The following is a 23,788-nucleotide window of genomic DNA, read 5'->3' on the forward strand; positions in this document are numbered from 1 at the left end:
TCCACGAGGAGGGCCGACGTAGGCCTTCCCACGGGCGTCCCGTCGTAGGGGCCCCACGGGACGAGAGACGAAGGAACGACCCTACGGTCCCAACGGGCGGGACGCGACCAGCACACGGGCCAACCACCGGGCCTGAAGGGGAAGGAGAACGGCCCGCTCCGCCGGTGGGTCTTTGAGAATCCGAGACTGAGGACGGAGGGTGTCCCAGATGGGCCGCTGCTCTCGTCGCACACTGCGCCCCCTAGACACCGCCCATTGTGAGAACTGCTGGACGAGTCGGGCGAGCCTCCGGAACGGCAGCGCAACGAGCGCCGGGCAGGTCCAGAACAACAGAAAGAGACGCATGAAAAGGCTCGCCGTCCGGATTGGAGTTGACGGTTACCAAAAATAACAGGGTTGATGTAATTGTTTCCCCGATAGGTGCCGCGGCTTCTTCTCTCCTCCAAATTGTTGGGGGTTTCACCCGCCGGGGCCCCGCCCTCTTGTTACTTCTCCACCGAGTCGGCCACTTTGTGGAGCGCCTCATCCGGTCTTGTTCTCGTCGACCCTTACTCCCCATGCCGCCTTCCACCGAAGCGGATACGTTCCGCACCTACGATGGCCTCTCGCTCGCGACGCGACAGTGGATGCCGAGTGGGCCCCCGAAAGCACACGTTCTTCTGGTGCATGGCTACGCCGAGCACTGTGGCCGGTACGACCACGTCGCGGATGCCCTCGTGGGGCAGGGGGCCGCCGTCCATGCCTATGATCAACGGGGCCACGGGCGCTCGGAGGGACGGCAGGCCTACGTGGATCACTTTGAGCAGTACCTCGCAGACCTCGATGCGTTTCGGCTGCACGTCGCCCCCGAGGACGAAAAGCCGGTTGTTCTCTTCGGCCACAGCATGGGCGGGCTCGTCACGTTGCTCTACGTCTTGAACCGCCGTCCCGAGGTTCACGGTCTACTGCTCAGTGCCCCCGCCATCGAGGTGAACCCCGACCTCGCCCCGGTCTTACGCCGCACGGCTCAGGTCCTCGGCCGCTTCGCTCCCACCCTGCCAACCGTGCGCTCCCCGCAGGGATCAATCTCTCGGGATCCGGCGGTCCTAGAAGACGCAATGAACGACCCACTCAACTACCACGGGCGCACCCTCGCCCGCACCGGCGCCGAACTCTTGCGGGCCGGGAACGAGGCCCAGCATCGCCTCCATGAGCTGACGACCCCGTTTCTCGTGTTTCACGGCACGGCGGATCCCCTCGTCTCACCCACCGGAAGCCGACATCTACACGAGCAGGCCTCCGCCCCCGACAAGACCCTCAAGCTCTACGACGGCCTCTACCACGAGACCCTCAACGAGCCGGAGCGCGAACACGTTCTCGGAGACGTGAGCACCTGGCTCGCAGAACGGTTGCCTACCGATCCGACCCCGTAAGGAGGCCGAACGTCACCTGCACCTGGGCCGAGACTTCAATTTCCCCAGCGGCATATGCCTCCGGCTCTTCCTGACCGGTGCTGGTGGTCTTGGCCATCTCCATACGGGCCACCCGGGGCTGGGGACGCACGAAGTCGAAGCTTTGCTCGTTGATGGTCCGCACGGCCCCGAGCCGGGCGTCGAGCGTCTCCGAGAGGAGGCGGGCCTTCTCACGGGCCGCCCGGGCCGCCTCGCGCAGTGCCTCGTTGCGGAACTGCGTCCGATCGCTCAGCTGATAGTCAATATTGTCCACCCGGTTCGCCCCGCTGTTTACGATGTCGGCCACGAGCTGAGGAAGCAGTTCCAGTCGATCGAGCTCGACCACCACCTGACGGGTGGCCTCGTAGCCCACCCGCTCGCGTTGGTTTTTCTCGTCGTTGTACTCGTACCGGGGCTGGAGGCGGAGGCGCTCCATGCGCATCTTTTCGTCCGGGACGTCGAGGGCGCGCACCGCGTTGAGGGCGTCTTTGGCACTGGAGGCGTTCTGGCTGCGGGCCTGCTCGGCCGTCGCCGCCCGCGTGACCACCCCGAACCGAACGACGGCCTGGTCGGGCTGCGCTGTGACGGTGCCCTCCCCGCTCACGGACACGGTCGATCGGTCGTCGTCCTGCGCGGCGACGGGTCCCGCCACGGCAAAAAAGGCCGCAAAGACGACGAGCCAGAAGGAGCGGACGTGACAAGACATCGGAGAAAGGGGCTGGATGAGAACAACGCAGATGACACTCGGGTCTTCAGAACGGGTCGGCGACCAGAATTCGTACTACTGTTCTTGCACCTGTTACAGGTCCAGCAGGCCCGCGGGCCATGTGCCCTCGACTTTTTCTACCTCTTACGGGTGCAGGCGCGCAATCGTCCGCGGGAAGGGAATGGTCTCACGCACGTGGTCGCGGCCGGTAATCCAGGAGACCGTCCGCTCCAGGCCCAGCCCGAATCCGCTGTGGGGCACTGAGCCGAACTTGCGTAGGTCGAGGTACCAGTCGAACACCTCCTCCGGCAGGTCATGCGCCTCGATCTGCTCCTTCAGGAAGTCGAGGTCCGTCGCCCGCTCGCCCCCGCCAATGATCTCGCCGTAGCCCTCCGGCGCGAGCACGTCGATGCCCATCGCCAGGCGATCGTCGTCCGGGTCGCGCTTCATGTAGAAGGCCTTGATCTCGGCGGGGAATCGGTGCACGATGACGGGACGATCAAAGTGCCACGTGAGCACCGTCTCGTCGTCGCCGCCGAAGTCGGAGCCCCACTCAAACGTCTGCGCCGACTCCTTCCAGTCCGGCAGGTTGCGGAGGGCCTCCTCAATCTCGTCGACGCGCTTGTTGATCTCGATCTCGCGGGCGTCAATCTTGCGCTTCACGTGCTTCTTCGCCTGGCCGCGGCGCTTCTGGTTCTCCTCTTTCTCCTCCAGAAGCTCGGCCTTTTCCTCCTTTAGTGCCTCCATCCGGGCATCAATCATCTCGGCCGTCTCGTCGCTACGGAGCAGATCCACCGCCTCGTCGTAGCTGATTCGAGGGAACGGCGCTTCCACCTGTTCGAGGACGGACGTGTCCCGGTCCAGCGCCTCCAGCTCTTCCTCGCAGTCCTCTAGGACGGCCTGGACAATGTGGGCCACGAAGTCCTCCGCGAGTTGGGCATTCATCTCCAGATCGTAGAACGCCATCTCCGGCTCGATCATCCAAAACTCGGTGAGATGGCGCCGGGTGGCCGACTTCTCTGCCCGGAATGTGGGGCCGAACGTGTAGACTTTGCCGTAGGCCATGGCCATCGCCTCCCCGTGCAGCTGTCCGCTCTGGGTGAGGTAGGCGCTCTCGTCGTCGAAGTAGTCCAGGTCAAACAGCGTGGACGTCCCCTCCACAGCATTTCCCGTCAAGACGGGCGCGTCGGTCTGGAGGAACCCGCGCTCCTGGAAAAAATCGTGGATGGCCGTCTCGACACGGTTGCGGATGCGCATGACCGCCCACTGGCTCTCGCTCCGGAGCCACAGGTGGCGGTGCTCCATCAGAAAGTCGATTCCGTGCTCCTTCGGAGTGACGGGGTAGTCCCCCGACTCCCCGATCCGCTCGATGGCGTCCGCCTGCAGTTCGTACCCCCCTGGCGCGCGCTCGTCCGCACTCACGGAGCCGGTAATTTCGAGCGCGGCCTCCTGCCGCACGTCGTCGGCGACGGCCCAGCTGTCCTCGTCCACCGCGTCCTGCGGCACCACGCACTGCACGAAGCCGGAGCCGTCGCGCAGGATCAGGAACTTGATGCCCCCGGAGCCGCGCTGGTTGTGGAGCCAGCCCTTCAGGGTGACCGTCTCGTCGACGTGATCGGCGAGGTCCTCGATGCGGGTAAAGTCTTCGATGGTTCCGTCCTCGCGGTCGGGACTGAGCATCGGGGCGGAGGAGTCGGCGTCGGACATGCGTCGGAGAGGGATGGGTGAGAACGAGTGACGGACGAGACAGAGCACCGTGCGGACGAACGCACCGTCAACGTGATACATCGGCGCGGGCTGAGGTTCCTCCCCGTAACGGCCTTCGTCAGACGATCATCCACCGCACAAGCGCAGGGATGAGGGGCCACGCCACGACCAGATCGGCGAGGAAGGCATCGCGGGGCCGCGACGGGTCTAGTCCCCAGACCGTACCCCCCATGAGCAAGAGGCCCACGGCGTCAACCCCGATGAGCACCGGGGTCGTCGCGACAGTGGCCCACCCCAGGGCCCCGAGGGCCGCAACGAGGAGCCCACTCGTCGCCGTCCATTGCACCCGTCGCAGCGTCCACTGTGGCGCCCAGGGCGCAAGGCCGGCCTCGGTGTCGCCCCGACGGTCGCCCCAGTCCGCAAGCATCAGGTTGGGCAGGATGAACAGCGTACGGTACCCGAAGAACAAGAGCGCTTCGCTCCCGGCCGTAGATCCTGCCTCCATAAAAGGAAGCAATGCCCCACCGGCGGCCCAGGTCGTGGCGATGGCCCCCGGCTTTGCGAGCCCGACGAGCACAGGGCGCTCCCCCGCCCACGACCGGACGTGCAGGACCGCCACGCCCCCCAGTGCCGCCGTCCCCAGGAGCGTGGCCCACTCCAGGTACGGAAGCAGTGCTCCACCGACCGCGAGGAGCCCCCCCGTCTCGGTCGCCAGCCACCCCTGATGCGCCCGGATCCACGCCACCCGCTCCGGACGGTTGAGACGATCTTCGGGGGAGGCGCCCCACACCCGATCCGCCGCGTAGATTAGCGTGACGCCGCAAAAGCCCACGACCAGCAGCGGAAGGTCCATGGGCAGGCCGAAGAGGCCGTACGTGCCCGACATCAGCGCCACGGCGACGCCACCAACCGGGGCCGGGTCGTGGTACAGAGCGCCCATCAGTCCAAATCTCGATGGACCAACGGGACGTGATGGTGACATACGGCAGAAAGCGCGTCGTGGGTACCGCCCTGTGCACAGCGTGGGATTCTCAACGAAACCGTAAAGTCATACCTTGTTGTCCCCGCGCCCTTCCGATTCGCAAGGGCCCCCAACGAATTGTTCATGGCAATTCTCCCTCGAAACGATTAGCATGAACGTCGGCCGACACGGAAGCGCTTCCAAAAGCTGTTTTGTCTCTTGCCGGGTTTCCTTCCGCGGGAGGCACCGCTTGCACAGACTTCGCGGACCAATTCAACGCCACGATGCCTCTTCCCGATCACGTGACGTCTCACCTCCGTTCCCTCCAGCTCGCCCCCGACACGGTACACTACAACCTGAAGCGGCCCCGCCTCTACGAAGAGGCCCTCGACCGCAATGAGGGGCGGCTCGCCGCGGACGGCCCACTCGTGACCCGCACGGCCCCGTACACGGGCCGAAGCCCCAACGATCGATTCATCGTCCGCGACGCGTCGGTGGCCGACCAGATCAACTGGGGCGACGTGAACCAGCCCACGGACCGGGCTACGTTCAACCATCTCCACGGGCGGATGGCCGAGCACGCCGAGGGGCGTGACCTCTTTGTGCAGGATCTCCACGCCGGATGGGACGAGTCGTACCGCCTTCCCGTCCGCATCATCACCGAAAAGGCGTGGCACAGCCTGTTCGCACGCAACATGTTTGTGCGGCCGGACGGCCCCGTGCCGGACTCGTTCGAGCCCGGGTTTACCGTGGTGGACCTTTGCGAGTTTGAGGCCGATCCGGAACGGGACGGGACCAACTCCGAGGCCGCGATCTTCGTCGACATTGCCCAGAACCTGATCCTGATCGGCGGCACGCACTACGGCGGCGAGATCAAAAAGTCCATTTTCTCGGTCCTCAACTATCTCCTCCCCGAGGAGGGCGTGCTGCCCATGCACTGCTCGGCGAACGAGGGGGACGACGGGGACACCGCGGTCTTCTTTGGCCTGAGCGGCACCGGCAAGACCACCCTCTCGGCCGACGCGAGCCGCACGCTCATCGGCGACGACGAGCACGGCTGGAGCGACCGGGGCGTCTACAACTTCGAGGGCGGCTGCTACGCAAAGATGATCGATATCACCCCAAAAAGTGAGCCCGAAATCTACGGCACGACGGAGGAGTTCGGGACCATCCTGGAGAATGTGATCGTGGATCCCAACACCCGCGAGCCGGACTTTTCGGACGACACGATCACCCAGAACACACGCGGCTCGTATCCCCTCCACCGCATCCCCAACGCCTCCTCGGACGGCCAGGGCGGGCATCCGGACCACATTCTCTTCCTGACGTACGACGCGTTTGGCGTGCTGCCCCCGGTCTCGGAGCTCACCCCCGCACAGGCGATGTATCACTTCTTGAGCGGATACACGGCTAAGGTCGCCGGTACCGAGGCAGGGGTAAACGAACCGAAGGCCACCTTCAGCACCTGCTTTGGCGAGCCGTTCATGGTACGCGATCCATCGGTGTACGCCGAGCTCCTCGGCCAGAAAATTCGTCGGTACGACACCGACTGCTGGCTCGTGAACACGGGCATGACGGGCGGTCCCTACGGAGAGGGACACCGCATTGCACTGGACCACACGCGGGCCATGGTGGACGCGATCCTCAACGACACCCTGAGTGACGCTTCCCGCACCCAAGACCCGGTCTTTGGGCTCTCCGTTCCCGCCCGGGTCCCCGGCGCTCCGACCGCTCTCTTGACGCCCCGCAAGACGTGGGATGACGCGGAAGCGTACGACCGACATGCCCGCGAGCTGGCCGACGCCTTTGCCGACAACTTTGAGACGTACGTGGACCAGGTTGGGACGGAGGTTCGCGCCGCCGGCCCGTCGCTGGAGAGAGCACACGGCTGATGCAAGAGACGGAAGGAGGCCCCAATTGCTATCAGTTTGGCCCTTTGACGCCACGAGGAGTGTAGACTACGGCGTTGAAACCGCCATCCGGACGGAGCGTGTGAAGACAGACCAGGAGTCCCGATGGCGGAGACGCCAATCACGGTACCCGGACCCGAGAGGTGGTGTGCCCATACCAACCACAGCCCCCAAACCGAAAGAGCAATAGGAACGACGGCAGAAGATTGGTGGTGATTCGCCCCTCGGCAAACTTCCCTGTGGGGCCGCGACCAATCGTAAAGGGGCCAGACCGTCTCGGGCCGCATTCGCTGTCTCACTCCGACCTGCAGGAACAGATTGGCGCCTTGGGCCTCCGCTGATCGGCGCTCCGAGATGAAAGAGACTGGCGGCCCACCGATGTTTGCTCCCGGAATTGGGATTGAGGGAATGGAAGACGTCAACAGGATAGACGCGATGCACAAGAGATGTGCCCTCTACCGGGAGGCTGGCGCCGACGGGGTCTGGATCGTGGGCCCAGAGAGACCGGTTCAGTTCTTCGGCGAGGGGAGGAGGGAGCGGCCAGACTTCGTGCCTGACGTCCCCGGTCGCGTGCAGTTTGAAGGCCACACCGATCCATGAGTGGATGCCCCATACATTCCGGCGATGAGTCGCCCTCCTCCACCGATCGGTCCGCCTCCGTACGGTGGGACTTCATCTTCCTGGGTCTGGCCGTGGGGATGCTAACCTTGATCCTGGCCGTGGCCTTACAATTGCCCTAGTGGTGGACGCAGCCCATCGTCCGTTTCACCCCACCGCTCCATCCGCACCGGAGCGAAATGCACTTTTAAACACAGGAGTTCGGGGGACCCCAATAGAAAAAGCCCTGCTTTCTCACTGAAAGCAGGGCTTTGCGGTCTGCGTGTTTGTGGAGCGGGCGATGGGAGTCGAACCCACGACCTTCTGCATGGCAAGCAGATGCTCTAGCCGCTGAGCTACGCCCGCGTCATAATCTATTCTCTGAGACGAGCCTGTCTCGGGTGCGTTCCGCTAAAAGCCAATCTTTTTGGATCCTTCGTCGTCCGTCGTGTCCTCAGCGCCCTCGTGCTCGACCGCCAACGTAACGGTAAGCGGACGGGCCTCTTGCGCCGCCCAGAAGGCCTGCGCCTCCTCATTGGCCGCGAGGACGTTGAGGCGAAGGCGCTGCGCCCCGATTCGATCCGTCCAGTCGCGCACCGCCTCCACGAGCTGGCTGCCCAGGCCCTGCCGCCGCTCGTCCGGCCGAACATACAGCTCGTCGATGAAGACCTCCGAGCTCTCCGCGTAGATGGGCGGCGGGCCCCACCGATGCGCCGTGGCAAAGCCCGCGACCTCGCCGTCTACCTCCGCCACGTACACACGGTACGTCTCGTCGTCGAGCCATTGGGGGAAGTCATTTTCCCACCGGTCCCGGGCGTCCTCCGCAATGCCGAAGCGCTCCTCCATCGCCTCCTGCTCGTCGAGAAGCTGCGCCCACAGGTCGCCCACCGCGGCTTGATGATCGGGCTGGGCGCGTCGCACGTCGGGAAAGGCCATGGAGAATTGTGTCGTGAGAAGCAGGACAGGCAGGCTACGCGTCGCCGCTACGCCGTCGTGGTAGCGGCCTGTGGGCGCTCCAGGTAGCCCTCCGATGCCAGCAGTTCGGCGTTGAGGAGGGCCCCGCCGGCCGCCCCGCGCACGGTGTTGTGCGAAAGGAGAACAAACTTGACGTCATTGACGGGGCAGTCTTGCACCCGCCCCACCGAGACGGTCATGCCGCCCCCAGCCTCCACGTGCCGCTGCGGCTGGGGCGCATCGGGCGCGTCCAGGACCTGCACGAACGGGTCGGGGCGGCTCGGGAGCGACTCAGTCACGGCGGGTGCCTGAAAGTCACGGAGCGCGTCGCCCACAGCCTCGGCGTCCACGTCGTCGCGGAACCGCACGGAGGCGCAGGCCAGGTGCCCATTCCGAACCGGCACGCGCGTGCACTGCGCACTCAGGGTCAGGTCCGCCGGGACGACTTCATCTCCGGCCAGCATACCCAGAATCTTGCGCGGCTCCGTCGCTAGCTTTTCCTCCTCTCCCCCAATGTGGGGAATGACGTTGCCCACCGCGTCGAGCGATGGCACGCCCGGGTAGCCGGCCCCGGACAATGCCTGTAACATCGTCACCTGCACCGCTTCCAGATCGAACGCATCCATCAGGGGATGGAGCCCGCAGATGAGCCCCGTCGTGGAGCAGTTCGGATTGGTGACAATGAAGCCCCCGGAGCCCCACGACTGCTCATCGATTAGGGCAAGGTGACCGGGGTTCACCTCCGGGATAAGGAGCGGCACCTGGTCGTGCTGCCGGTAGTTTTTGGCATTGGAGACGACCGGGAGGCCCGCCCTCGCGAAGGCCTCCTCGATCTCGCCCGCCACGGCAGAGTCGAGCGCGGAGAACACGAAATCGCAGTCCATGTCCTCCGGCTCCGTCGACTGTACCTCGAGGGACGCGACGGACGGCGGGATCGGCTGCCCGCTCAACCAGTTTGCTGCGTCGCTGTACGGACGTCCCGCCGATCGCTCGGACGCCGCCACGGACGTGATCGTGAACCACGGATGATCGTCAAGCAGGCGGATGAACGTTTGTCCCACGGCGCCCGTCGCCCCAAGGATGCCGACCCGGTAGTTGTGTTCGTCCATGATCTTGCAAGCCGCTCGGAAGAAGGTGAAAGCAATCGCTGGGTCCGACAAGGCCCCCGCGAGACTGCCTGGCTGCTACCGTGCGTTTTTCGAGCATGTTCCCCTCCCTGCAGACGGCCTCGCAATCGTCCCTAATTCTTCGTGCATGACGGTTTGCGCGCACCCAGTCGTTTTGTAGATTACGGATGTCTCTCCAATGTGTCCTCACAATCTACCTTCTGCTTCCTCTATGCCCGACGCCTCTGACGCCGACCTGCTCGACGGACAGGCCCTTTCCCAGGCCGTTCGCGACGAGGTCAAGGCCGACATCCAAGCCTGGACCGACGACCACCGCCCGCCGTTTCTTTCCGCTGTTCTCGTTGGGGACAACCCGGCGTCGAAGGCCTATGTGCGCGGCAAGGAAAAAGACGCCGCGGAGGTCGGCATCGAGACCGAAACGCATCGCCTCGACGCCGACACGTCGCAGGCTGAACTCCTCGACCTGGTGCGCGACCTAAATGCCGACGCCTCGGTCGACGGCATCCTCGTACAGCTTCCCCTCCCCGACCACGTCGACGAGCGAACCGTTATCGATGCCGTGGACCCGTCGAAGGACGTGGACGGCTTCCATCCCGAAAACCTAGGCCGCCTGATGCGCGGCACACCGCGGTACGTACCGGCCACGCCGTACGGCATCATGGAGATGCTGTCGCGCTCCGACATCGACCCGGAAAGCATGGACGCGGTGATCGTGGGGCGATCCAACATCGTCGGCAAGCCCCTCGCCAACCTGCTCCTGCGTCGCACGGCCAACGCCACGGTCACCGTCTGCCACAGCCGGACGAAAGACCTCGCCGCCCACACCCGCCGGGCCGACCTTCTGGTTGCCGCCGCCGGCCAGGCCGCCTTCATCGACGCCGACATGGTGAAGGAGTACGCCGTGGTGATCGACGTGGGCATCAACCGGGTCGACGACCCATCGACCGACCGCGGCTACCGACTCGTCGGCGACGTCGACTTTGAGGAGGTCCGTCCAAAGGCTCGTCGGATCACTCCCGTGCCGGGGGGCGTCGGGCTCATGACACGGGCGATGCTTCTGAAGAACACCCTCAAAGCAGCGCGGCTGCGGGCCGAGTCGGCGTAGGGCCCCTCTTTTCCATCCTGCCTCTGTACGGCGCCATGGTCGCTCCCCAGTCCCTTCCTCAGCGATTCCAAACGCGAACGGACACCACGGCCCAGTCGGGGCCCGTTGGTGAGGCCGCCAACAAGTTCAACAATGCATTCAGTGACGGCCTCCGTCTCTTCCTGGATGGCAACTGGGAGGGACTCTACGATCACCTTACGTCGGGGGCCCTGTACCTGGTGGGGCTGCTCACCGAGCGGGGGCTTCAGTCTCTCGCAGCGTTTCTGCTGTTGTACGTCATCTACCGGGCGCTGTACATCGCGTCCGAGCGTGCCCTGGACCGCAGCGACAGCATCGAGCCGGGCCTCCAGAGCCTCCTGCTCAAGACCTTCCGGGTGGCGTCGTTTTTCTTCATCGGTACGGTTGTCCTCGACCAGCTCGGCGTGAACGTGGCGGTGCTCGTCGGAGGCCTGGGCATCGCGGGGATCGTCGCCGGGTTCGCGGCGCGGGACTCGCTGGAGAATTTTATCGCGGGCGTCACGGTCCTCGTCGACAAGCCGTTCCAGGTGGGCGATTACATCGAGATTGACGACCAGTACGGACAGGTCGACGAGATTACGCTCCGTTCCACCCGCCTCCGCACGGTCCGAAACCGCACCATGGTGCTCCCCAATACGCACATGATCACGCAGGACCTGATGAACCACACCAAACGGAAGGTGCTGCGTATCGACATCGCCTTTGGCATTGCCTACAAGGAATTTCCCGATGAAGCGCGGGCGGCCCTTCTTTCTCTCTTCGAAGGCGACGATCGGGTGTTGGTCGAGCCGGGCCCCAGTGTGGTCGTGACGGAGATGGCGGACTCCAGCGTCAACATGGCTCTTCGCTTCTACACCCGCGATCCGGACCAGGAGGTGGCGCTGCGCTGGGAGTACACGGAAAAGGTCCGCGAACAGCTGCGCGAGGCCGAGATCGAGATTCCTTTCCCCCACCGCCAACTCTTCCTCGACGAGGCGAAGGCCCTCCAGGGGTCAGACCTCCTCGCTCCCACGGACGGCTCCACGAACGGAGAAGGATCGTCGACGGAGTGATGAGCAAATCAGTCGCTGCGCACCGTCACTACGGTGGTCCGCCCGCGAGGCCTGACATCACATTCGAGGTGGGAACCCTGCTGCCACGTGCCGAGGATCGGGGCCGCCGTCCCCGTCCGGCACGGCGACTGACGGGCTCAGCGTGGCGGCCTAGAGGTGCGAGTGGCCGTTGCCGCCGTGCCCGCGCTACTCGTGGTCGTAGGTCTCGTCAAGCGGGAAGGGCTCGTCGGGTTTCACCGACAGGTTCCGCTGACAGCCCGGCTCGAACTCGATGGTGCCGGCCCCTGCACTGCCGACGTTGTGCACGTGCAGAGTCCTGCATCAGTCTTCGACGCGCGAACCGTCTCCGTCACCGGGTCTGTCAGGTCGTGCATGTCCAGGTGCCCATCGGTCGATCACTCGATGCGGTCCTGACACGTGGCCATGGACCTACTCAGGGCGGGCAGGGAAACAGGACTATTCGGCGTCGTCGGGCCCGGACGACTCGTCCCAGTCCCACTCCCCAAAGGCATCGAACGCGTCATGGGCCGTCATGTCGTGCTGGATCGGGGTGACGGACACGTAGCCCCGCTCAACGGCAGAGAGGTCCGTCTCCTGCCCCTCGTCGAGGTTCACAAAGGTCCCAGCGAGCCAGTAGTAGGGCCGGTCGGTCGGGTCCGTCCGCCGTTCGAAGCCCTCCTCCCACCGCGACCGGGCCTGGCGAGTGAGCGCAACTCCTTCAATCTCTTCTGCCGATAGTGCCGGAACGTTCACGTTCAGTAGCACGCCCTGCGGCAGCCCCCGCTCGAGCGCCCAGCCTGCGATGCGCCGGGCCCACTGGCCCGCCACCTCAAACTGCGGCTCCGACCATTCACACAGCGAGATGGCCAGGGAGTCCAGCCCCAGGATCGAAGCCTCCGTGGCGGCACTCACCGTGCCCGAGTAGAGCACGTTCACGGCCGTGTTCGGGCCCTGGTTGATGCCACTCACCACCAGGTCGGGCGGCGCGTCGAGCAGTTCGTGGCAGGCAAGCTTGACGCTGTCGGCGGGCGTTCCGGTCACGCCCCAGGCGGGGATGGGACCGGACGGCACCTCGAACGCCTCCCGATGCGCACGAACCGGATCGCGGACCGTGATGGCGTGCCCCACGGCGCTCTGCTCGGTGGTGGGTGCCACGACAGAAAGCTCGCCCAGCCCATCGAGGGCCGACGCGAGCGACTGAATGCCTGGGGCGTGGATGCCGTCGTCGTTGCAGAGAAGGATGCGGGGCTCATCGCCCGACGCGGGACTACTCATGTGTGGTGGGGATTTCAACTCGTAAAATAGACAGACTCCTCCCGCCATCAATACAGCTCAGCGGGACGCTCAAGGATCAGTAGCTTTCGTCCTCGTCGGGAAACGACCGGTTCCGCACGTCCGACACGTACTCGCCGATCGCGTCAACAATCGTCTCGTCGAGGCGGGCGTAGCGGCGCACGAACCGAGGCTCAAAGTCCGTCGACAGCCCGAGGGCGTCGTGGGACACCAAAACCTGCCCGTCCGTCTGGTCGCCCGCCCCAATTCCGATCGTCGGGATGGAGAGGGACGCCGTCACCTCCGCCGCCAGGTCGGCGGGGATCTTTTCCAGCACGAGGGCGAAGCATCCGGCCTCTTCGAGCCGTTTCGCGTCGGCACGAAGCTCGTCGGCCTCGTCCTCGTCGCGGGCCCGCACCTGGTAGGTGCCGTAGTCGTAGATGCTCTGGGGCGTGAGGCCCAGGTGGCCCATCACCGGGATGCCCGCCGTCACCATTCGCTCCACGGCTTCGACCACCGGCGCGCCCCCCTCCAGCTTCACCGCGTGGGCCCCAGCCTCCTTCATCACCCGGATGGCCGAGTCGAGAGCCTCCGTCGAATCCCCTTGGTACGCGCCAAACGGAAGGTCGACGACCACGAGCGACCGGTCGATGCCCCGCACCACGCACTGCGCGTGGTAGATCATCTGATCGAGGGTCATCGGGAGCGTGGTCTCGTGCCCCGCCATCACGTTCGCGGCGGAATCGCCGACGAGCAGCACGTCCGCACCGGCCCGGTCCAGGAGCCGGGCCGAGGTGTAGTCGTACGCCGTCAAGGCGGCGATTGGCACCCCGGCCTCCTTCATCTCCTGAACGGTTTTGGTCGTCACGCGCGAGACGTCCGCGACGTCCGGGGGGGAAGAATCGGCACCCATGAGGTCGTAGAATCAAGTGGACGAGAATGGTCCCCCCAGAGGCAACCCGCAGCTGGTGTCTTCTTCCCTGAGTCGGGCCGGACATGCTCCACCGGCCCGACCCACTTGGAAGAATGAGGCGCTTCTTCGAAAACCCGGGGCGTTGAGGCTACTGTCCGGCCCCGCCTCCCCCGGCCGGCGGCGCGTTCTGGTCCAGGGTCGGAGAAGGTTCGCCGGGAGACTGTGTAAGCGAGATGCCGAGTTCTCCCGCAACATCGCGGGTGATGTCGGCCACACGCTCACTGGTCTCGTCCTCGTAGAGAAGAACCTGTCGACGCAGAACCATGTCCAGCTCCTGCTGGGCTGCTACCTTGTCGATCGCTCCCTGGAGCTTCTCCAGCAGGGGCTGCATCATTTTGCGACGCTGCTGCTGCATCTGCTGCTGGCGCTGCTGAGCGGCACGCTGGAGCTCCTGCGAGCGCTGCTGGAGCTCGCGCTCACGCTCGGCCCGCGCAGAGTCATCGAGCAGCGACTGCTGCTGTTGAAACTGCTTGACCCGCTTCTGAAACTGCTGGCGCTGCTGCTGGAGCTCTCGCTGTTGCTGCTTCATTTCCTGCTGCACCTGCTGCTGTACGTCCTGCATCTCCGGCATACTCACCAGGACGGCCTGCTGGTCGACATACCCGATCTTCTGGGCCTGCGCCGGCATCGCGACCATCGCCGCGAGGAGAAGGAGAAGTGAAAGAAACCTTGTAACTCGATTTGACATGGCCATAGGACCTGTTCCGAAAGCTAGTTTTCTGATGAATACACTGTGTTTGTACAGACAGGGGGCTTCGTCATCGCCCTTCTGTCTGCTGCTCGGGGGTCATCCCGAGTGCCCGAAGCACCCGATCGTTCAGATTGTGATCGTCCCGAGCGTACATGAAAAGCACCTTTTCGCTCTTGTCGAAGACGTAGTCGTATCCTTCTTCCGTGGCGACCTCCTCGGTGGCGTTGAGAATGCGTTTCTGAATGGGACGCATGAGCTCCTGCTGCCGGGTGTACAGCCGGCCGTCCGGCCCGAAATATCGCTGGCGTAGTTGTTCGACTTTTTTCCGGGCCTTCTGGATGGCCGCCTGCTTCCGCCGACGTTCTTCGTCGGTGTATAGAAGCTCCCACGCCCGGTACTCGTCCCGCAGGGCCTGCACTTTTTCTTCCTGGTCCTCGATCTCGGCGCGCCACTCGTCCTCCAACTGGTCGAGCTTCTGTTCTACACTCGTGTATTCTGGAAGCTTCTCTAGGATGGCCTGCGAGTCGACGTACCCGATTTTCTGCTGGGCATGTGCCTCAAGGCCCCACAGCACGCACAGCACCGGGGCGATCAGGGCAATCCGACCCAAGCGTCGCGCAGCGGCCCCGGCGGAATTTCGGATCGTGCCCCCTCCGTCACGTCGCTGATCCTGCATAACACTCGGGTCGATGGCTGGTTCGGTGCAGGCGAGCGGTGGGCATCCCTTCGTTGATTATCGTCCGCCCCCCCCTCCGCCAAAGCCCTGCCCCAGCGAGAACTGGAACGACCAGCCCGGCGATTCGATGCCGCCCGTGTCGAGCGAGCGGTGGGACTCAAAGTTGTATCCGTAGTTGAACTCAATCATGCCGACAATGGGGAGGAACAGCTTTACGCCCACCCCGGCCGATCGGTACAGGTCGTTGGGGGTGTACGCGTTCAGGCTGCTCCACGCATTGGCCGCGTCAAGGAACAGGTACGGACGGGCCTGCAGCTGCTGCGACTCGACTGCCTTCCAGCGAAACTCGGAGGTGTACTTGTTCATCACCTGTCCGCCCTGCGGCTGCAGGTTCCCCCCTCGGGTGCGGTTGAGGGGCCCGATCACGCCGCGGGGGTACCCGCGCATGAAGACCGGGTCCGTCCCGAACGTGCCGCCCTGATAGTCGAACGGCGTCCCGCCCACCTCGAAGGTCTCGAACCGAACCGGGTCGCCGGTGATGGAGCCGATGTAGCCGAAGTTGGTCCCAACGCCGAACGAGAAATTGTCCCCGATCGGGACGTTCCAGCTGGAGTTGAGTCGCCACTTGTGATACTGAACCAGGTCGCCGATCGGCGGGGCCACCTCCACCGAGAGCGACACCCTCGATCCGGTGCGGGGGAACGTGGGGTTATCGACGGAATTGCGGCTCAGCGACTGCCGGAACGTGATGGACTGATTGGTGCCGTACGGGACGCTGCCGAAGAGGGGACGCCGCTCTCCAGTGCTCGCGTCACGGCCCCGGTTGTCGTAGAGCTGAAATCCTACGCGTGACCCGACCATGAATTTGTCATCGGGCCAGTTCAGGCGCTGGCGGACGAACAGGTTGGCCGAGATGTTCTGGAACCGACCGTCGCGGATGCCGCGGGACGCGCTGCGCCCCCCAAAGACCGAGCGGGTGTACTTCGAGTACGACACCGACCCCCCGACCGGCGTCGGGCTACCCCCAAACCAGGGCTCCGTAAAGGAGAGCGAGTAGTTCTGGTAATAGGTCCCGTTGGTCCGCACGTTCACGCTCAGCTTCTGCCCATCGCCAGACGGGAGCGGGCGCCAGGCATCTCCCTCGAACAGGTTCTGGGCCGAGAAATTGTTGAACTGAAATCCAAGCTGGAGGACGAGCCCGAACTGCCCGAACGTCCCGGAAAGCTGCAACTGATCGCTCCCCACCTCCTCAACGCTGTAGCCAATGTCTGCCTCCTTGTCTTGCTGGTCTACACTGATGTTGGGCCCTCCGGACAGGGATTCCTGACTGAAGTAGTCCAGCTGATTGAGGCGGCGAATCGACTCCTGAATTGCGCTGCGGCTAAACCGGTCGCCGGGCACCGTATACAGCTCTCGACGAATGACGTAGTCTTTGGTCTTCGTGTTGCCGGAAATGTTGATGTCGCCGAAGTTGTAAACTTCGCCCTCCCGCACGTCCATCGTGATGTCGAGCGAGTCCTCTCCAACAACCCGCACCGTCGGCTGCACGTCCGCCCGCATGTATCCGCGGTCCATGTAGAGCCCCAGCACCCCACTCTGCCGCCCACTGCCGTACAGGTTCTCGTCGAGGGCCTTGCCGTTGTACACCTGGCCCTCCGTGAGTCCCAACTGCTCAGACAAGATCCGGTCGGGATAGACGCTGTTGCCCTCCCAGGCGACCTCGCGAACATGGTACTGATTGCCCTCGCGGACCTCGACGTCAATCCCAAGGCCGCCGTCTCCCATGTAGTACACCGAGTCACGGACGATTTGGGCATCGTAGTAGCCGTGCTCGCGGTAAAGATCGACGACGAGGTCAAGGTCGTCCTCGTAGGCGTCTCGCTTGAACTTTTCGCCCTTCCAGATGCGCCACCAGCGGTTCTCGCGCGTCTCCTCCATCGCACCCCGGAGGTCCCCGTCGTCAAACCGCTCGTTGCCGAGAAACCGGATGCGTTCCACCTCAATTTCCTCCTTCCGATCTACGTTGAAGACCAGTCGGACCCGGTTGTCCTGGGTGTTCGTGCGCTGCACGTCGACTTCCGTCCGCAAATAGCCCTCGTCCTCGTAGAAGTTTTGGATGATCTGTTTGGTCCGCTCCACGTCAGAGGGACGGGCGGGACTTCCCTTCAGCAGAGGAATCTGCTTCTTCAGGTCCTCACGGTCCCCATTGTCGATGCCCTGCAACTTGTACGCGGTGAGGGTGGGCTCGGGCGTCACATCGATGACGAGAGTAACGTTGCCTCCCGATTGGTCGGTCCGGTGGATGGACACGTCCGAGAATGACCGGAGGTCGTAGATGGCGCGGATGGCCTGTCCGATGGCCTGCCCGGACGGGAGCGTCACTTCCTGACCCGTCGCCAGACCGCTTGACTGGATAACGAACTGGCGCGTCTGCGCGTCATCCACCCCGCGCACCTGGATGTCCTCAATCACATACGCAGGACGCGGCGCAGGCGCACGCCCCGACCCGGACGCGGGGCTCGTCGTCTGAGCAGCTCCCACGAGGGGCGCACCGACAAAGAGCACAGCGAGAACAAAAGCGGAGAGCCGTAAACGCATACTGACTGGGCGCTCGTTTGAGGACGACGCTTTGTGGCAATCAGCCCGGTAAAACAGGAGTCCACCTGGGCGGTTTCGGGACGACGGGCATGCGTGTTCTCTTTAACGCACCTTCCCCAGGAATTATTCTCTCCCCCGCCCAGAGACGACTCGGTCCGGGTGGGATATCCCACTATGTTTCCGTGGTGGGGTCGTCGGTGGCGGAGCGCTCGATGCGGCCGAACCGGCGGTCGCGGTCCTGATAGCTGCGAATGGCCTCATACAACTGGGCCCGCCGGAACTCCGGCCAAAACTCGTCGGTGATGTAAAACTCCGTGTAGGCGCTCTGCCAGAGCAGGAAATTGGACAGCCGAAACTCGCCCCCCGTCCGAACCAGAAGGTCAGGGTCCGGCATGCCCGACGTGTCGAGCTGCTCCTCGAACAGAGCAGCGTCGATGTCGTCCGGAGAGCACTCCCCCGCTTCTACCTTGGCGGCAAGGTCCCGGGCGGCCCGCACGATTTCCCAACGCCCGCTGTAGGAGAGCGCAAGGGTGAGCGTCATGCGGTCGTTCTCGGCCGTGTCGCGCTTGGTCTGTCGGAGGGCATCTTGGCAGGACGCGGGAAGCTCGGACAGGTCGCCGATGACCTGCAGCTGGACCCCATTTTCCATCAGTGTGGCCCGTTCCTCCCTCACAGTCTGCACCAGGAGCTCCATCAGCGCATTGACCTCCGCCTCGGGCCGCTCCCAGTTTTCGGTGCTGAACGTATAAAGGGTGAGGTAGTCGATGCCGAGTTCCGCGCAGGCCTCCGTTACGTCGCGGACGGACGTCACGCCCTCGTGGTGCCCCACGACCCGGGCTTCGTCCCGCTCCTGAGCCCAGCGGCCGTTCCCGTCCATAATACAAGCAACATGAGCCGGGAGCTCTCCCCGATCCCGAAGGGCGTGCTGCAGTTGCTCGTCGCTGAGCTCGGCCGCCTCAAACTGGGCGGATCCGTTCGCTGAGGGATGCCGAGACGATGCCATGGGACTACGTCGCTCCGTCCGAATGTACGCACGATGGGGACGCTCTCTCCCCAGTTTTGAGAAGTGCAACAGGGCTGTAACCTACGAGGCACTACTTCGAAGGTCAACGACCCCCTCTGCGCATTTTGTATCAACCGATCTCCCCGACGAGACCGCCCCGGCTCCGGGCTACAGCCGCAGAATGTCGTTAAAGATAAGGAACGCCATAAACCCGATCAGCAGGATCATGCCCACCTGCTGGGCCACCAGGCGCACCCGCACGGAGGGGCGGCGCCGCGTGACGGCCTCGTAGAGCAGAAACAACAACTGTCCGCCGTCCAGCGCCGGGATGGGGAGAATGTTCATGATGGCCAGCGTGATCGAGAGCGCTGCGATGAGCCGCCAGTACGCAGTCGCGCCCGCGGCCGCTGCTTCACTGGTCACGTCCGCGATCATCACCGGCCCGCCGAGACTATCGGTTAGGCTGTCACGGCCTTCAGCAATCCGCTTTAGGGTGACGACGATGTTGCGGCTATACGTCCAGGTGTCCACGGCCCCTGCCTTGAGTGCAGCCAAGGGGCCATACGTCACGGTCCGAATCCCGAACTCGTCGAACAGGGCCTGCCGCGTGACCGCGCTCGCATCGGGGCTCCGAACGCCGAGGAGGTACTTCTCCCGGTCCGAATCATACCGGGCAGAAACCGAGTCCGAAAACACGACGCCCTGACCGGTCCGCCGGACAATTTGGGGCGACCGCGACCGGTCCGACTCCCCCACAAGGGAGTCCGGACGGAACCAGTGCATCGCCACCCGTCCCCCCTCGGCCTGTTGCAGCCGCGCACTCATCTCCCGCCAGAACCGCACCGTGTCCCCCTGAATGGCGTAGATCCGATCTCCGGTCTGTAGCCCCGCCGAGTCGGCCGGGCTGCCGGCTACCACGGCCCCGATGAGTGGGGGCTGAAACCCAAGCCCAAAGCCCTGTTCGTTGTTGCGGGCGCGGCTCAGTCGCGAAATAAAGTCAGGGGGGCCGGTAATGGTCTGCCGCTCCCCGTCCCGAAGAACGGTGATCGTCAGCGTATCCGCCGCGATGAGCGACGACGGCTCCACCTGCTGAAAGCGCTCAAAATCGTTGCCGTTCACCCGGACGATGCGGTCTCCCGTTCGCAGTCCCAGGTCGTGGGCAACCGATCCCTCCTCCACGTACACCTGTTCCACGTTCTTCGCAGGGATGTAGGTGTCGCCCCCACTCCAGCTCAACCCGCCAAAGATTAGGATGGCCAAGAAGGCATTGAACGTTACCCCGGCACTGATCACGATAATGCGCTGCCACACCGGCTTCCCCCGAAACTCCCACGGCTCGGGGTCGGTCTCCACGTGGTCCGTGTCGAGGCTTTCGTCGATCATGCCACTGATCTTCACGTAGCCGCCCAGCGGCGTCGCGCCGACCGCGTACTCGGTGTCCCCGTACGTCTGGCCGAACAGCGTCGGAGGAAACCCAATCGAGAAGCGCTCGACCCGCATGCCAAAGTACTTGGCCGCCAGGAAGTGGCCCAGCTCATGGACGAACACCAGGATGGTGAGCGCCAAGAGCACCCAGAGGGTAGATGTGAGAATGCTGATTACAAGCTCCATACAGACAGCAGAGGGGACCGTGAGGCCAGCACGCCTCGGTGGAAAGGCAGCAACGAATTCATCCTGTCGTTCAATTTGATGCCGGTAAGGGGAGTTCCTTGACCCGCCGTCGGGCCTCACTGTCCGCCGTCACTAGATCGTCTAGGGTGGGATTGGGCCGAACGGAGACCTGCTCAAGCGCCCGTTCGACCGCACGAGGAATGTCCAGAAAGCCCAGTTGCCCCTCCAGAAAGCGCCCCACGGCCGCCTCGTTGGCGGCATTCAGAATCGCCGGGGCCGTGCCGCCCGCCTCAAGGGCATCGTAGGCGAGCCGCAGGCACGGAAATTTCTCCAGGTCCGGCCGCTCGAAGTCGAGGCGCGACAACTCGTCCCAGTTCAGTCGCTCGTGGGACGCGGGCCAGCGGGACGGGTAGCTCAGCGCATATTGGATCGGCACCTTCATGTCGGGAACGCCGAGCTGTGCCTTCACCGCCCCGTCGGCGAACGACACCATCGAGTGCACGATGGACTGCGGGTGGACGAGCACCTGAATGCGGTCGACCGGCACGTCGAACAGCCACTTCGCCTCAATTACCTCCAGGCCTTTGTTCATCATGGTGGCGGAGTCGACCGTGATTTTCGCCCCCATCGACCAGTTCGGATGGTCGAGGGCTTCGTCCACCGTAATGTCGCCGAACGTCTCGGCCGGGCGGTTCCAGAACGGCCCGCCAGACGCGGTCAGCACGAGCTCCTCAACCGATCGCTCAGACTCGCCCGCCAGGCACTGAAAAATGGCCGAGTGCTCGCTGTCAACGGGCAGCAGCTGCCCGCCTCCGTCCTCCACGGCCTGCGTCACCAGCGCGCCCCCCACGACAAGCGTTTCTTTATTGGCGAGGGCGACCTGCTTCCCCGCCCGCACCGCCCCCAGGATGGGTCGGAGCCCCGCAAAGCCGACCACCGCCCCCAGCACCACGTCCACGTCCGACCGCGTGGCTGCCTCGCAGAGCCCCTCTGTGCCAACGAGAACCCGCACGTCCGGCGCGTCCGCCGGCAGCGTTTGTCTGAATGCCTCGGCGCTCTCGGCGGACCCCACGGCCACACAGTCGGGACGGAACTCCTGGACCTGCTCGGCGAGGCGCTCCACGTTCTGATAGCAGGTGAGCACCCGGACGTCGAACCGGCCCGGGAAGAGCCGTACAACCTCGAGCGTCTGGGTGCCAACCGACCCGGTCGCGCCGAGGAGGGCGAGCCGTCGTGGCTCCGGGTCCGACGTGCCGTTCTGGGAGAATGCGTCCATGAAGATATGCCACACTAGACTAGTAAAAGTCGAACCCATCGCTCCGCCGGTCGCCGCTTCGCCAGATCAGGCCGGACACGGAGCTCAACCCCGGAAACGTCCGTCTCGGGCGCACCGTAGGGTACCATCCAACCTTGGTCATCCCCCTCGTGCCCCGAACGCACAGGCCCTCTCCCCCACGCCTTCCCATCTCCGCCGTGCCCCACCGTCCTCTGCCGCGGTCGATTTCCGTCGAAGGCCTGCACCGCCTGCCGATCGTACTCGCCCTTGGGCTCCTGCTCGGGATCACGGCCGGCCCCGTCTGTGCTCAGCAGTCCGACAGCACGCAACTGAAGAAATTCCAGCGGGTCAACGAGTTCCTGCGTGCCGACCGGCCCGAGCGCGCCCTTCCCCTTCTGGAATCTCTGTACGCTAACGCCCCCGAGAACACAGCGTTCTACCGGAAGCTGAAGCAGACCTACGAGAGCATCAAGCGCTACGACGACGCCCTGCGGCTGGTGAACGAGCGCATCGGCTCCACCCCGACCGTTTCTCGCCTCACCGAAAAAGCCCGGCTTCAGTACCAGAAGGACGCAGTGGACGCCGCCAACGACACGTGGGATCGGGCGCTCGCTCTTGCCCCGAACAGGGCCCAGACGTACCGGACCGTCTACAACACCCTGGCCGAGCTTCGCCAGTTTCGCAGGGCCATCGCGGTCCTCCAGAAGGGGCGCACCGCCCTCGACCAGCCCGACGCGTTCCGGACCGAGCTGGCGCACCTGTACGGCCTGGACGGCCAGTTTGAGGCGGCCATGCAGGAGTACGTTGCGTTTCTTGCCGAGGCCCCCAACCGCCTTAACTACGTCCGAAGTCGCCTCCGGACGTTCGTGGAGCAGGGGCAGGGCATCGAGGCCAGCATCCAGGTGCTCCAGCGCACCGTTCAGGAGAACCCCCTGAGCGAGGCCTACCGGAAGCTCCTGGCCTGGCTGCACACGGAGCAAAACGACTACGCGGCGGCATTCGACGCGTACCGGGCCCTGGACCGACTCGGGGACCGTCAGGGACAGGTCCTCTTCCAGTTTGCCCGGCGGGCCGCCGACGCGCAGCGCTACGGCGTCGCCACCCGGGCCTGTGCGGCCATCCAGGAGCAATACCCGCGGTCGGGCGTCGCCCCGGAGGCCCAAAGGCTTCGCGGCGACCTCTACCGCCGGTGGGCGGACCAGGGTGCAGACTCCACCACGGCGGCCCAAGACTCTGCCCGCTACGCCCAGGCCCGAACCGCCTACGAGACGTTCCTCCGAGAGAATCCAGGGCACGCGGACTATCCGGCGGCCCTTCTCCGGCTCGGTACGCTCCAGATCGACGCCTACCGCGCCCTGGACGACGCCCAGGATGTTCTCAGCCAGCTTGTGTCAGACCACTCGGAAACCGCGGCCGCCGATGAGGGGCAATATCAGTTGGGCCGCATTGCAGTGCTCCGGGACTCGCTCGACCGGGCCCGCCTTCTCTTTTCCCGCCTGGCCGCCAGCGCACAGTCAAGTGACCTCGCCGATCAGGCCCAGTACGAACTGGCACTCCTGCACTTTTACCAGGGTGAGTTCGACGCCACGACGGCCCGGGCCTCCGCCATCAGCAAAAATCCGTCGGCGGACGTGGCCAACGACGCCATTGCGCTGAAGACCCTCCTGCAGGAGGCCCGCGGCCCTGACTCGCTCGATACCCCCCTTCGCACCTTCGCTCGCGTTCGGCTTCGCGAGCGGCAGCATGCCCACGACCGCGCCCTGGACTCGCTCGACGCACTCCTACGGCGACACCCGCGGCACCCACTCGCCGACGACGCCCGGTTTCGGCGGGGCCACATCCATCTCGCCCGCCACGACACCTCGGCGGCCCTCGCGGCGTTTCGGGCCGTGCCGGAGCAGCACCCGCGCAGTTCCTACGCCGACCGCAGTCTGTTCCGGAGTGCGTCCCTCTTAGAGGCAAGCGGCCGCCCCACGGCAGCCGTCGAGATCTACGACCGCCTCTTGTCGGAATACCCCAAGTCCCTCCTCGCAGGGGATGCCCGCAGCCGCCTCCGTGTCCTCCGCCGGTCTCAGGGCTGACGCCGCGTCCATCGTTTCGCAAACGCCTTTCTCCAACCCG

General features: G+C 64.7%; 20 protein-coding genes and 1 tRNA gene. 6 read left to right on the forward strand and 15 right to left on the reverse strand.

Going from position 1 to position 23,788, the window contains the following annotated elements:
• Positions 1–81: 81 nt before the first annotated feature.
• A complete protein-coding gene (locus OJB03_RS10435) occupies positions 82–345 on the reverse strand; it encodes a hypothetical protein (protein WP_263787173.1) in 264 nt (87 codons plus the stop codon).
• 212 nt (positions 346–557) lie between these two features.
• Here OJB03_RS10435 and OJB03_RS10440 point away from each other — a divergent pair, with 212 nt between their 5' ends.
• Complete coding sequence (locus OJB03_RS10440) at positions 558–1,412, forward strand: alpha/beta hydrolase (protein WP_263787175.1); 855 nt, start codon at positions 558–560, stop codon at positions 1,410–1,412.
• On the opposite strand, the gene OJB03_RS10445 is transcribed toward OJB03_RS10440, so the two are convergent.
• The 3 genes from OJB03_RS10445 to OJB03_RS10455 all read right to left on the reverse strand — a co-directional run bounded on the left by OJB03_RS10445 (position 1,393) and on the right by OJB03_RS10455 (position 4,783).
• The gene (locus OJB03_RS10445; protein ID WP_263787177.1) at positions 1,393–2,136 is read right to left on the reverse strand and encodes an SIMPL domain-containing protein; all 744 of its coding nucleotides are present in this window, start codon (positions 2,134–2,136) and stop codon (positions 1,393–1,395) included. The two genes, OJB03_RS10440 and OJB03_RS10445, sit on opposite strands and share 20 nt — an antisense overlap.
• A gap of 144 nt (positions 2,137–2,280) precedes the next feature.
• Positions 2,281–3,843: an asparagine--tRNA ligase gene (locus OJB03_RS10450; protein ID WP_263787179.1), complete on the reverse strand. Its 1,563-nt coding sequence runs from the start codon at positions 3,841–3,843 to the stop codon at positions 2,281–2,283.
• 118 nt (positions 3,844–3,961) lie between these two features.
• The gene (locus tag OJB03_RS10455) at positions 3,962–4,783 is read right to left on the reverse strand and encodes a UbiA prenyltransferase family protein (RefSeq protein WP_263787182.1); all 822 of its coding nucleotides are present in this window, start codon (positions 4,781–4,783) and stop codon (positions 3,962–3,964) included.
• A 305-nt stretch (positions 4,784–5,088) separates the two neighbouring features.
• On the opposite strand from OJB03_RS10455, the gene pckA reads away from it, so the two are divergent.
• Both pckA and OJB03_RS10465 read left to right on the forward strand, forming a co-directional pair.
• On the forward strand, positions 5,089–6,696 hold the full coding sequence (pckA, locus tag OJB03_RS10460; RefSeq protein WP_263787185.1) for a phosphoenolpyruvate carboxykinase (ATP): 1,608 nt from the start codon (positions 5,089–5,091) through the stop codon (positions 6,694–6,696).
• 426 nt (positions 6,697–7,122) lie between these two features.
• Entirely contained in the window at positions 7,123–7,314 is a 192-nt protein-coding gene (locus tag OJB03_RS10465; RefSeq protein ID WP_263787187.1) for a hypothetical protein, read from the forward strand.
• Positions 7,315–7,601: 287 nt separating this feature from the next.
• On the opposite strand, the gene OJB03_RS10470 is transcribed toward OJB03_RS10465, so the two are convergent.
• The 3 genes from OJB03_RS10470 to asd all read right to left on the reverse strand — a co-directional run bounded on the left by OJB03_RS10470 (position 7,602) and on the right by asd (position 9,374).
• A tRNA-Gly gene (locus OJB03_RS10470) sits at positions 7,602–7,677 on the reverse strand.
• A 45-nt stretch (positions 7,678–7,722) separates the two neighbouring features.
• Positions 7,723–8,247 (reverse strand): GNAT family N-acetyltransferase, encoded by a 525-nt coding sequence (locus OJB03_RS10475; protein WP_263787189.1) that lies wholly within the window; start codon positions 8,245–8,247, stop codon positions 7,723–7,725.
• 47 nt (positions 8,248–8,294) lie between these two features.
• Positions 8,295–9,374: an aspartate-semialdehyde dehydrogenase gene (gene asd, locus OJB03_RS10480; RefSeq protein ID WP_263787191.1), complete on the reverse strand. Its 1,080-nt coding sequence runs from the start codon at positions 9,372–9,374 to the stop codon at positions 8,295–8,297.
• A gap of 229 nt (positions 9,375–9,603) precedes the next feature.
• Here asd and folD point away from each other — a divergent pair, with 229 nt between their 5' ends.
• Together folD and OJB03_RS10490 are read left to right on the forward strand one after the other, a co-directional pair.
• A complete protein-coding gene (folD, locus tag OJB03_RS10485) occupies positions 9,604–10,497 on the forward strand; it encodes a bifunctional methylenetetrahydrofolate dehydrogenase/methenyltetrahydrofolate cyclohydrolase FolD (protein WP_263787192.1) in 894 nt (297 codons plus the stop codon).
• A gap of 35 nt (positions 10,498–10,532) precedes the next feature.
• On the forward strand, positions 10,533–11,567 hold the full coding sequence (locus tag OJB03_RS10490; RefSeq protein WP_263787194.1) for a mechanosensitive ion channel family protein: 1,035 nt from the start codon (positions 10,533–10,535) through the stop codon (positions 11,565–11,567).
• A gap of 456 nt (positions 11,568–12,023) precedes the next feature.
• On the opposite strand, the gene surE is transcribed toward OJB03_RS10490, so the two are convergent.
• From surE to OJB03_RS10530, 8 genes are all read right to left on the reverse strand, one after another.
• Positions 12,024–12,842, reverse strand: a complete 819-nt coding sequence (gene surE, locus OJB03_RS10495; protein ID WP_263787199.1) for a 5'/3'-nucleotidase SurE — start codon at positions 12,840–12,842, stop codon at positions 12,024–12,026.
• 76 nt (positions 12,843–12,918) lie between these two features.
• Positions 12,919–13,752: a 3-methyl-2-oxobutanoate hydroxymethyltransferase gene (gene panB, locus OJB03_RS10500; RefSeq protein ID WP_263787202.1), complete on the reverse strand. Its 834-nt coding sequence runs from the start codon at positions 13,750–13,752 to the stop codon at positions 12,919–12,921.
• A gap of 148 nt (positions 13,753–13,900) precedes the next feature.
• Positions 13,901–14,500, reverse strand: a complete 600-nt coding sequence (locus tag OJB03_RS10505) for an OmpH/Skp family outer membrane protein (RefSeq protein ID WP_263787205.1) — start codon at positions 14,498–14,500, stop codon at positions 13,901–13,903.
• A 70-nt stretch (positions 14,501–14,570) separates the two neighbouring features.
• Positions 14,571–15,179, reverse strand: coding sequence for an OmpH/Skp family outer membrane protein (locus OJB03_RS10510; RefSeq protein WP_263787207.1), 609 nt, complete (start codon positions 15,177–15,179; stop codon positions 14,571–14,573).
• Between the two features lie 57 nt (positions 15,180–15,236).
• Positions 15,237–17,777, reverse strand: coding sequence for an outer membrane protein assembly factor BamA (gene bamA, locus OJB03_RS10515; protein ID WP_263787209.1), 2,541 nt, complete (start codon positions 17,775–17,777; stop codon positions 15,237–15,239).
• Positions 17,778–17,949: 172 nt separating this feature from the next.
• Positions 17,950–18,780, reverse strand: coding sequence for an isoprenyl transferase (locus OJB03_RS10520; protein WP_263787212.1), 831 nt, complete (start codon positions 18,778–18,780; stop codon positions 17,950–17,952).
• A gap of 168 nt (positions 18,781–18,948) precedes the next feature.
• Positions 18,949–20,391, reverse strand: coding sequence for an RIP metalloprotease RseP (gene rseP / locus OJB03_RS10525; RefSeq protein WP_263787215.1), 1,443 nt, complete (start codon positions 20,389–20,391; stop codon positions 18,949–18,951).
• 70 nt (positions 20,392–20,461) lie between these two features.
• On the reverse strand, positions 20,462–21,667 hold the full coding sequence (locus OJB03_RS10530) for a 1-deoxy-D-xylulose-5-phosphate reductoisomerase (protein ID WP_263787217.1): 1,206 nt from the start codon (positions 21,665–21,667) through the stop codon (positions 20,462–20,464).
• Between the two features lie 197 nt (positions 21,668–21,864).
• Between OJB03_RS10530 and OJB03_RS10535 the strand changes: the two genes are divergently transcribed.
• Positions 21,865–23,748, forward strand: a complete 1,884-nt coding sequence (locus OJB03_RS10535) for a tetratricopeptide repeat protein (RefSeq protein WP_263787220.1) — start codon at positions 21,865–21,867, stop codon at positions 23,746–23,748.
• The last annotated feature ends 40 nt before the right edge of the window (positions 23,749–23,788 follow it).

Source organism: Salinibacter grassmerensis (genome assembly GCF_947077765.1).
GTDB classification, from domain to species: Bacteria; Bacteroidota; Rhodothermia; order Rhodothermales; family Salinibacteraceae; genus Salinibacter; species Salinibacter grassmerensis.

Coding starts and splice junctions, on each gene's coding strand:
- OJB03_RS10435 (WP_263787173.1), bottom strand. CDS start 345: ATGCGTCTCTTTCTGTTGTTCTGGACCTGCCCGGCGCTCGTTGCGCTG.
- OJB03_RS10440 (WP_263787175.1), top strand. CDS start 558: ATGCCGCCTTCCACCGAAGCGGATACGTTCCGCACCTACGATGGCCTC.
- OJB03_RS10445 (WP_263787177.1), bottom strand. CDS start 2,136: ATGTCTTGTCACGTCCGCTCCTTCTGGCTCGTCGTCTTTGCGGCCTTT.
- OJB03_RS10450 (WP_263787179.1), bottom strand. CDS start 3,843: ATGTCCGACGCCGACTCCTCCGCCCCGATGCTCAGTCCCGACCGCGAG.
- OJB03_RS10455 (WP_263787182.1), bottom strand. CDS start 4,783: ATGGGCGCTCTGTACCACGACCCGGCCCCGGTTGGTGGCGTCGCCGTG.
- pckA (WP_263787185.1), top strand. CDS start 5,089: ATGCCTCTTCCCGATCACGTGACGTCTCACCTCCGTTCCCTCCAGCTC.
- OJB03_RS10465 (WP_263787187.1), top strand. CDS start 7,123: ATGGAAGACGTCAACAGGATAGACGCGATGCACAAGAGATGTGCCCTC.
- OJB03_RS10475 (WP_263787189.1), bottom strand. CDS start 8,247: ATGGCCTTTCCCGACGTGCGACGCGCCCAGCCCGATCATCAAGCCGCG.
- asd (WP_263787191.1), bottom strand. CDS start 9,374: ATGGACGAACACAACTACCGGGTCGGCATCCTTGGGGCGACGGGCGCC.
- folD (WP_263787192.1), top strand. CDS start 9,604: ATGCCCGACGCCTCTGACGCCGACCTGCTCGACGGACAGGCCCTTTCC.
- OJB03_RS10490 (WP_263787194.1), top strand. CDS start 10,533: ATGGTCGCTCCCCAGTCCCTTCCTCAGCGATTCCAAACGCGAACGGAC.
- surE (WP_263787199.1), bottom strand. CDS start 12,842: ATGAGTAGTCCCGCGTCGGGCGATGAGCCCCGCATCCTTCTCTGCAAC.
- panB (WP_263787202.1), bottom strand. CDS start 13,752: ATGGGTGCCGATTCTTCCCCCCCGGACGTCGCGGACGTCTCGCGCGTG.
- OJB03_RS10505 (WP_263787205.1), bottom strand. CDS start 14,500: ATGTCAAATCGAGTTACAAGGTTTCTTTCACTTCTCCTTCTCCTCGCG.
- OJB03_RS10510 (WP_263787207.1), bottom strand. CDS start 15,179: ATGCAGGATCAGCGACGTGACGGAGGGGGCACGATCCGAAATTCCGCC.
- bamA (WP_263787209.1), bottom strand. CDS start 17,777: ATGCGTTTACGGCTCTCCGCTTTTGTTCTCGCTGTGCTCTTTGTCGGT.
- OJB03_RS10520 (WP_263787212.1), bottom strand. CDS start 18,780: ATGGCATCGTCTCGGCATCCCTCAGCGAACGGATCCGCCCAGTTTGAG.
- rseP (WP_263787215.1), bottom strand. CDS start 20,391: ATGGAGCTTGTAATCAGCATTCTCACATCTACCCTCTGGGTGCTCTTG.
- OJB03_RS10530 (WP_263787217.1), bottom strand. CDS start 21,667: ATGGACGCATTCTCCCAGAACGGCACGTCGGACCCGGAGCCACGACGG.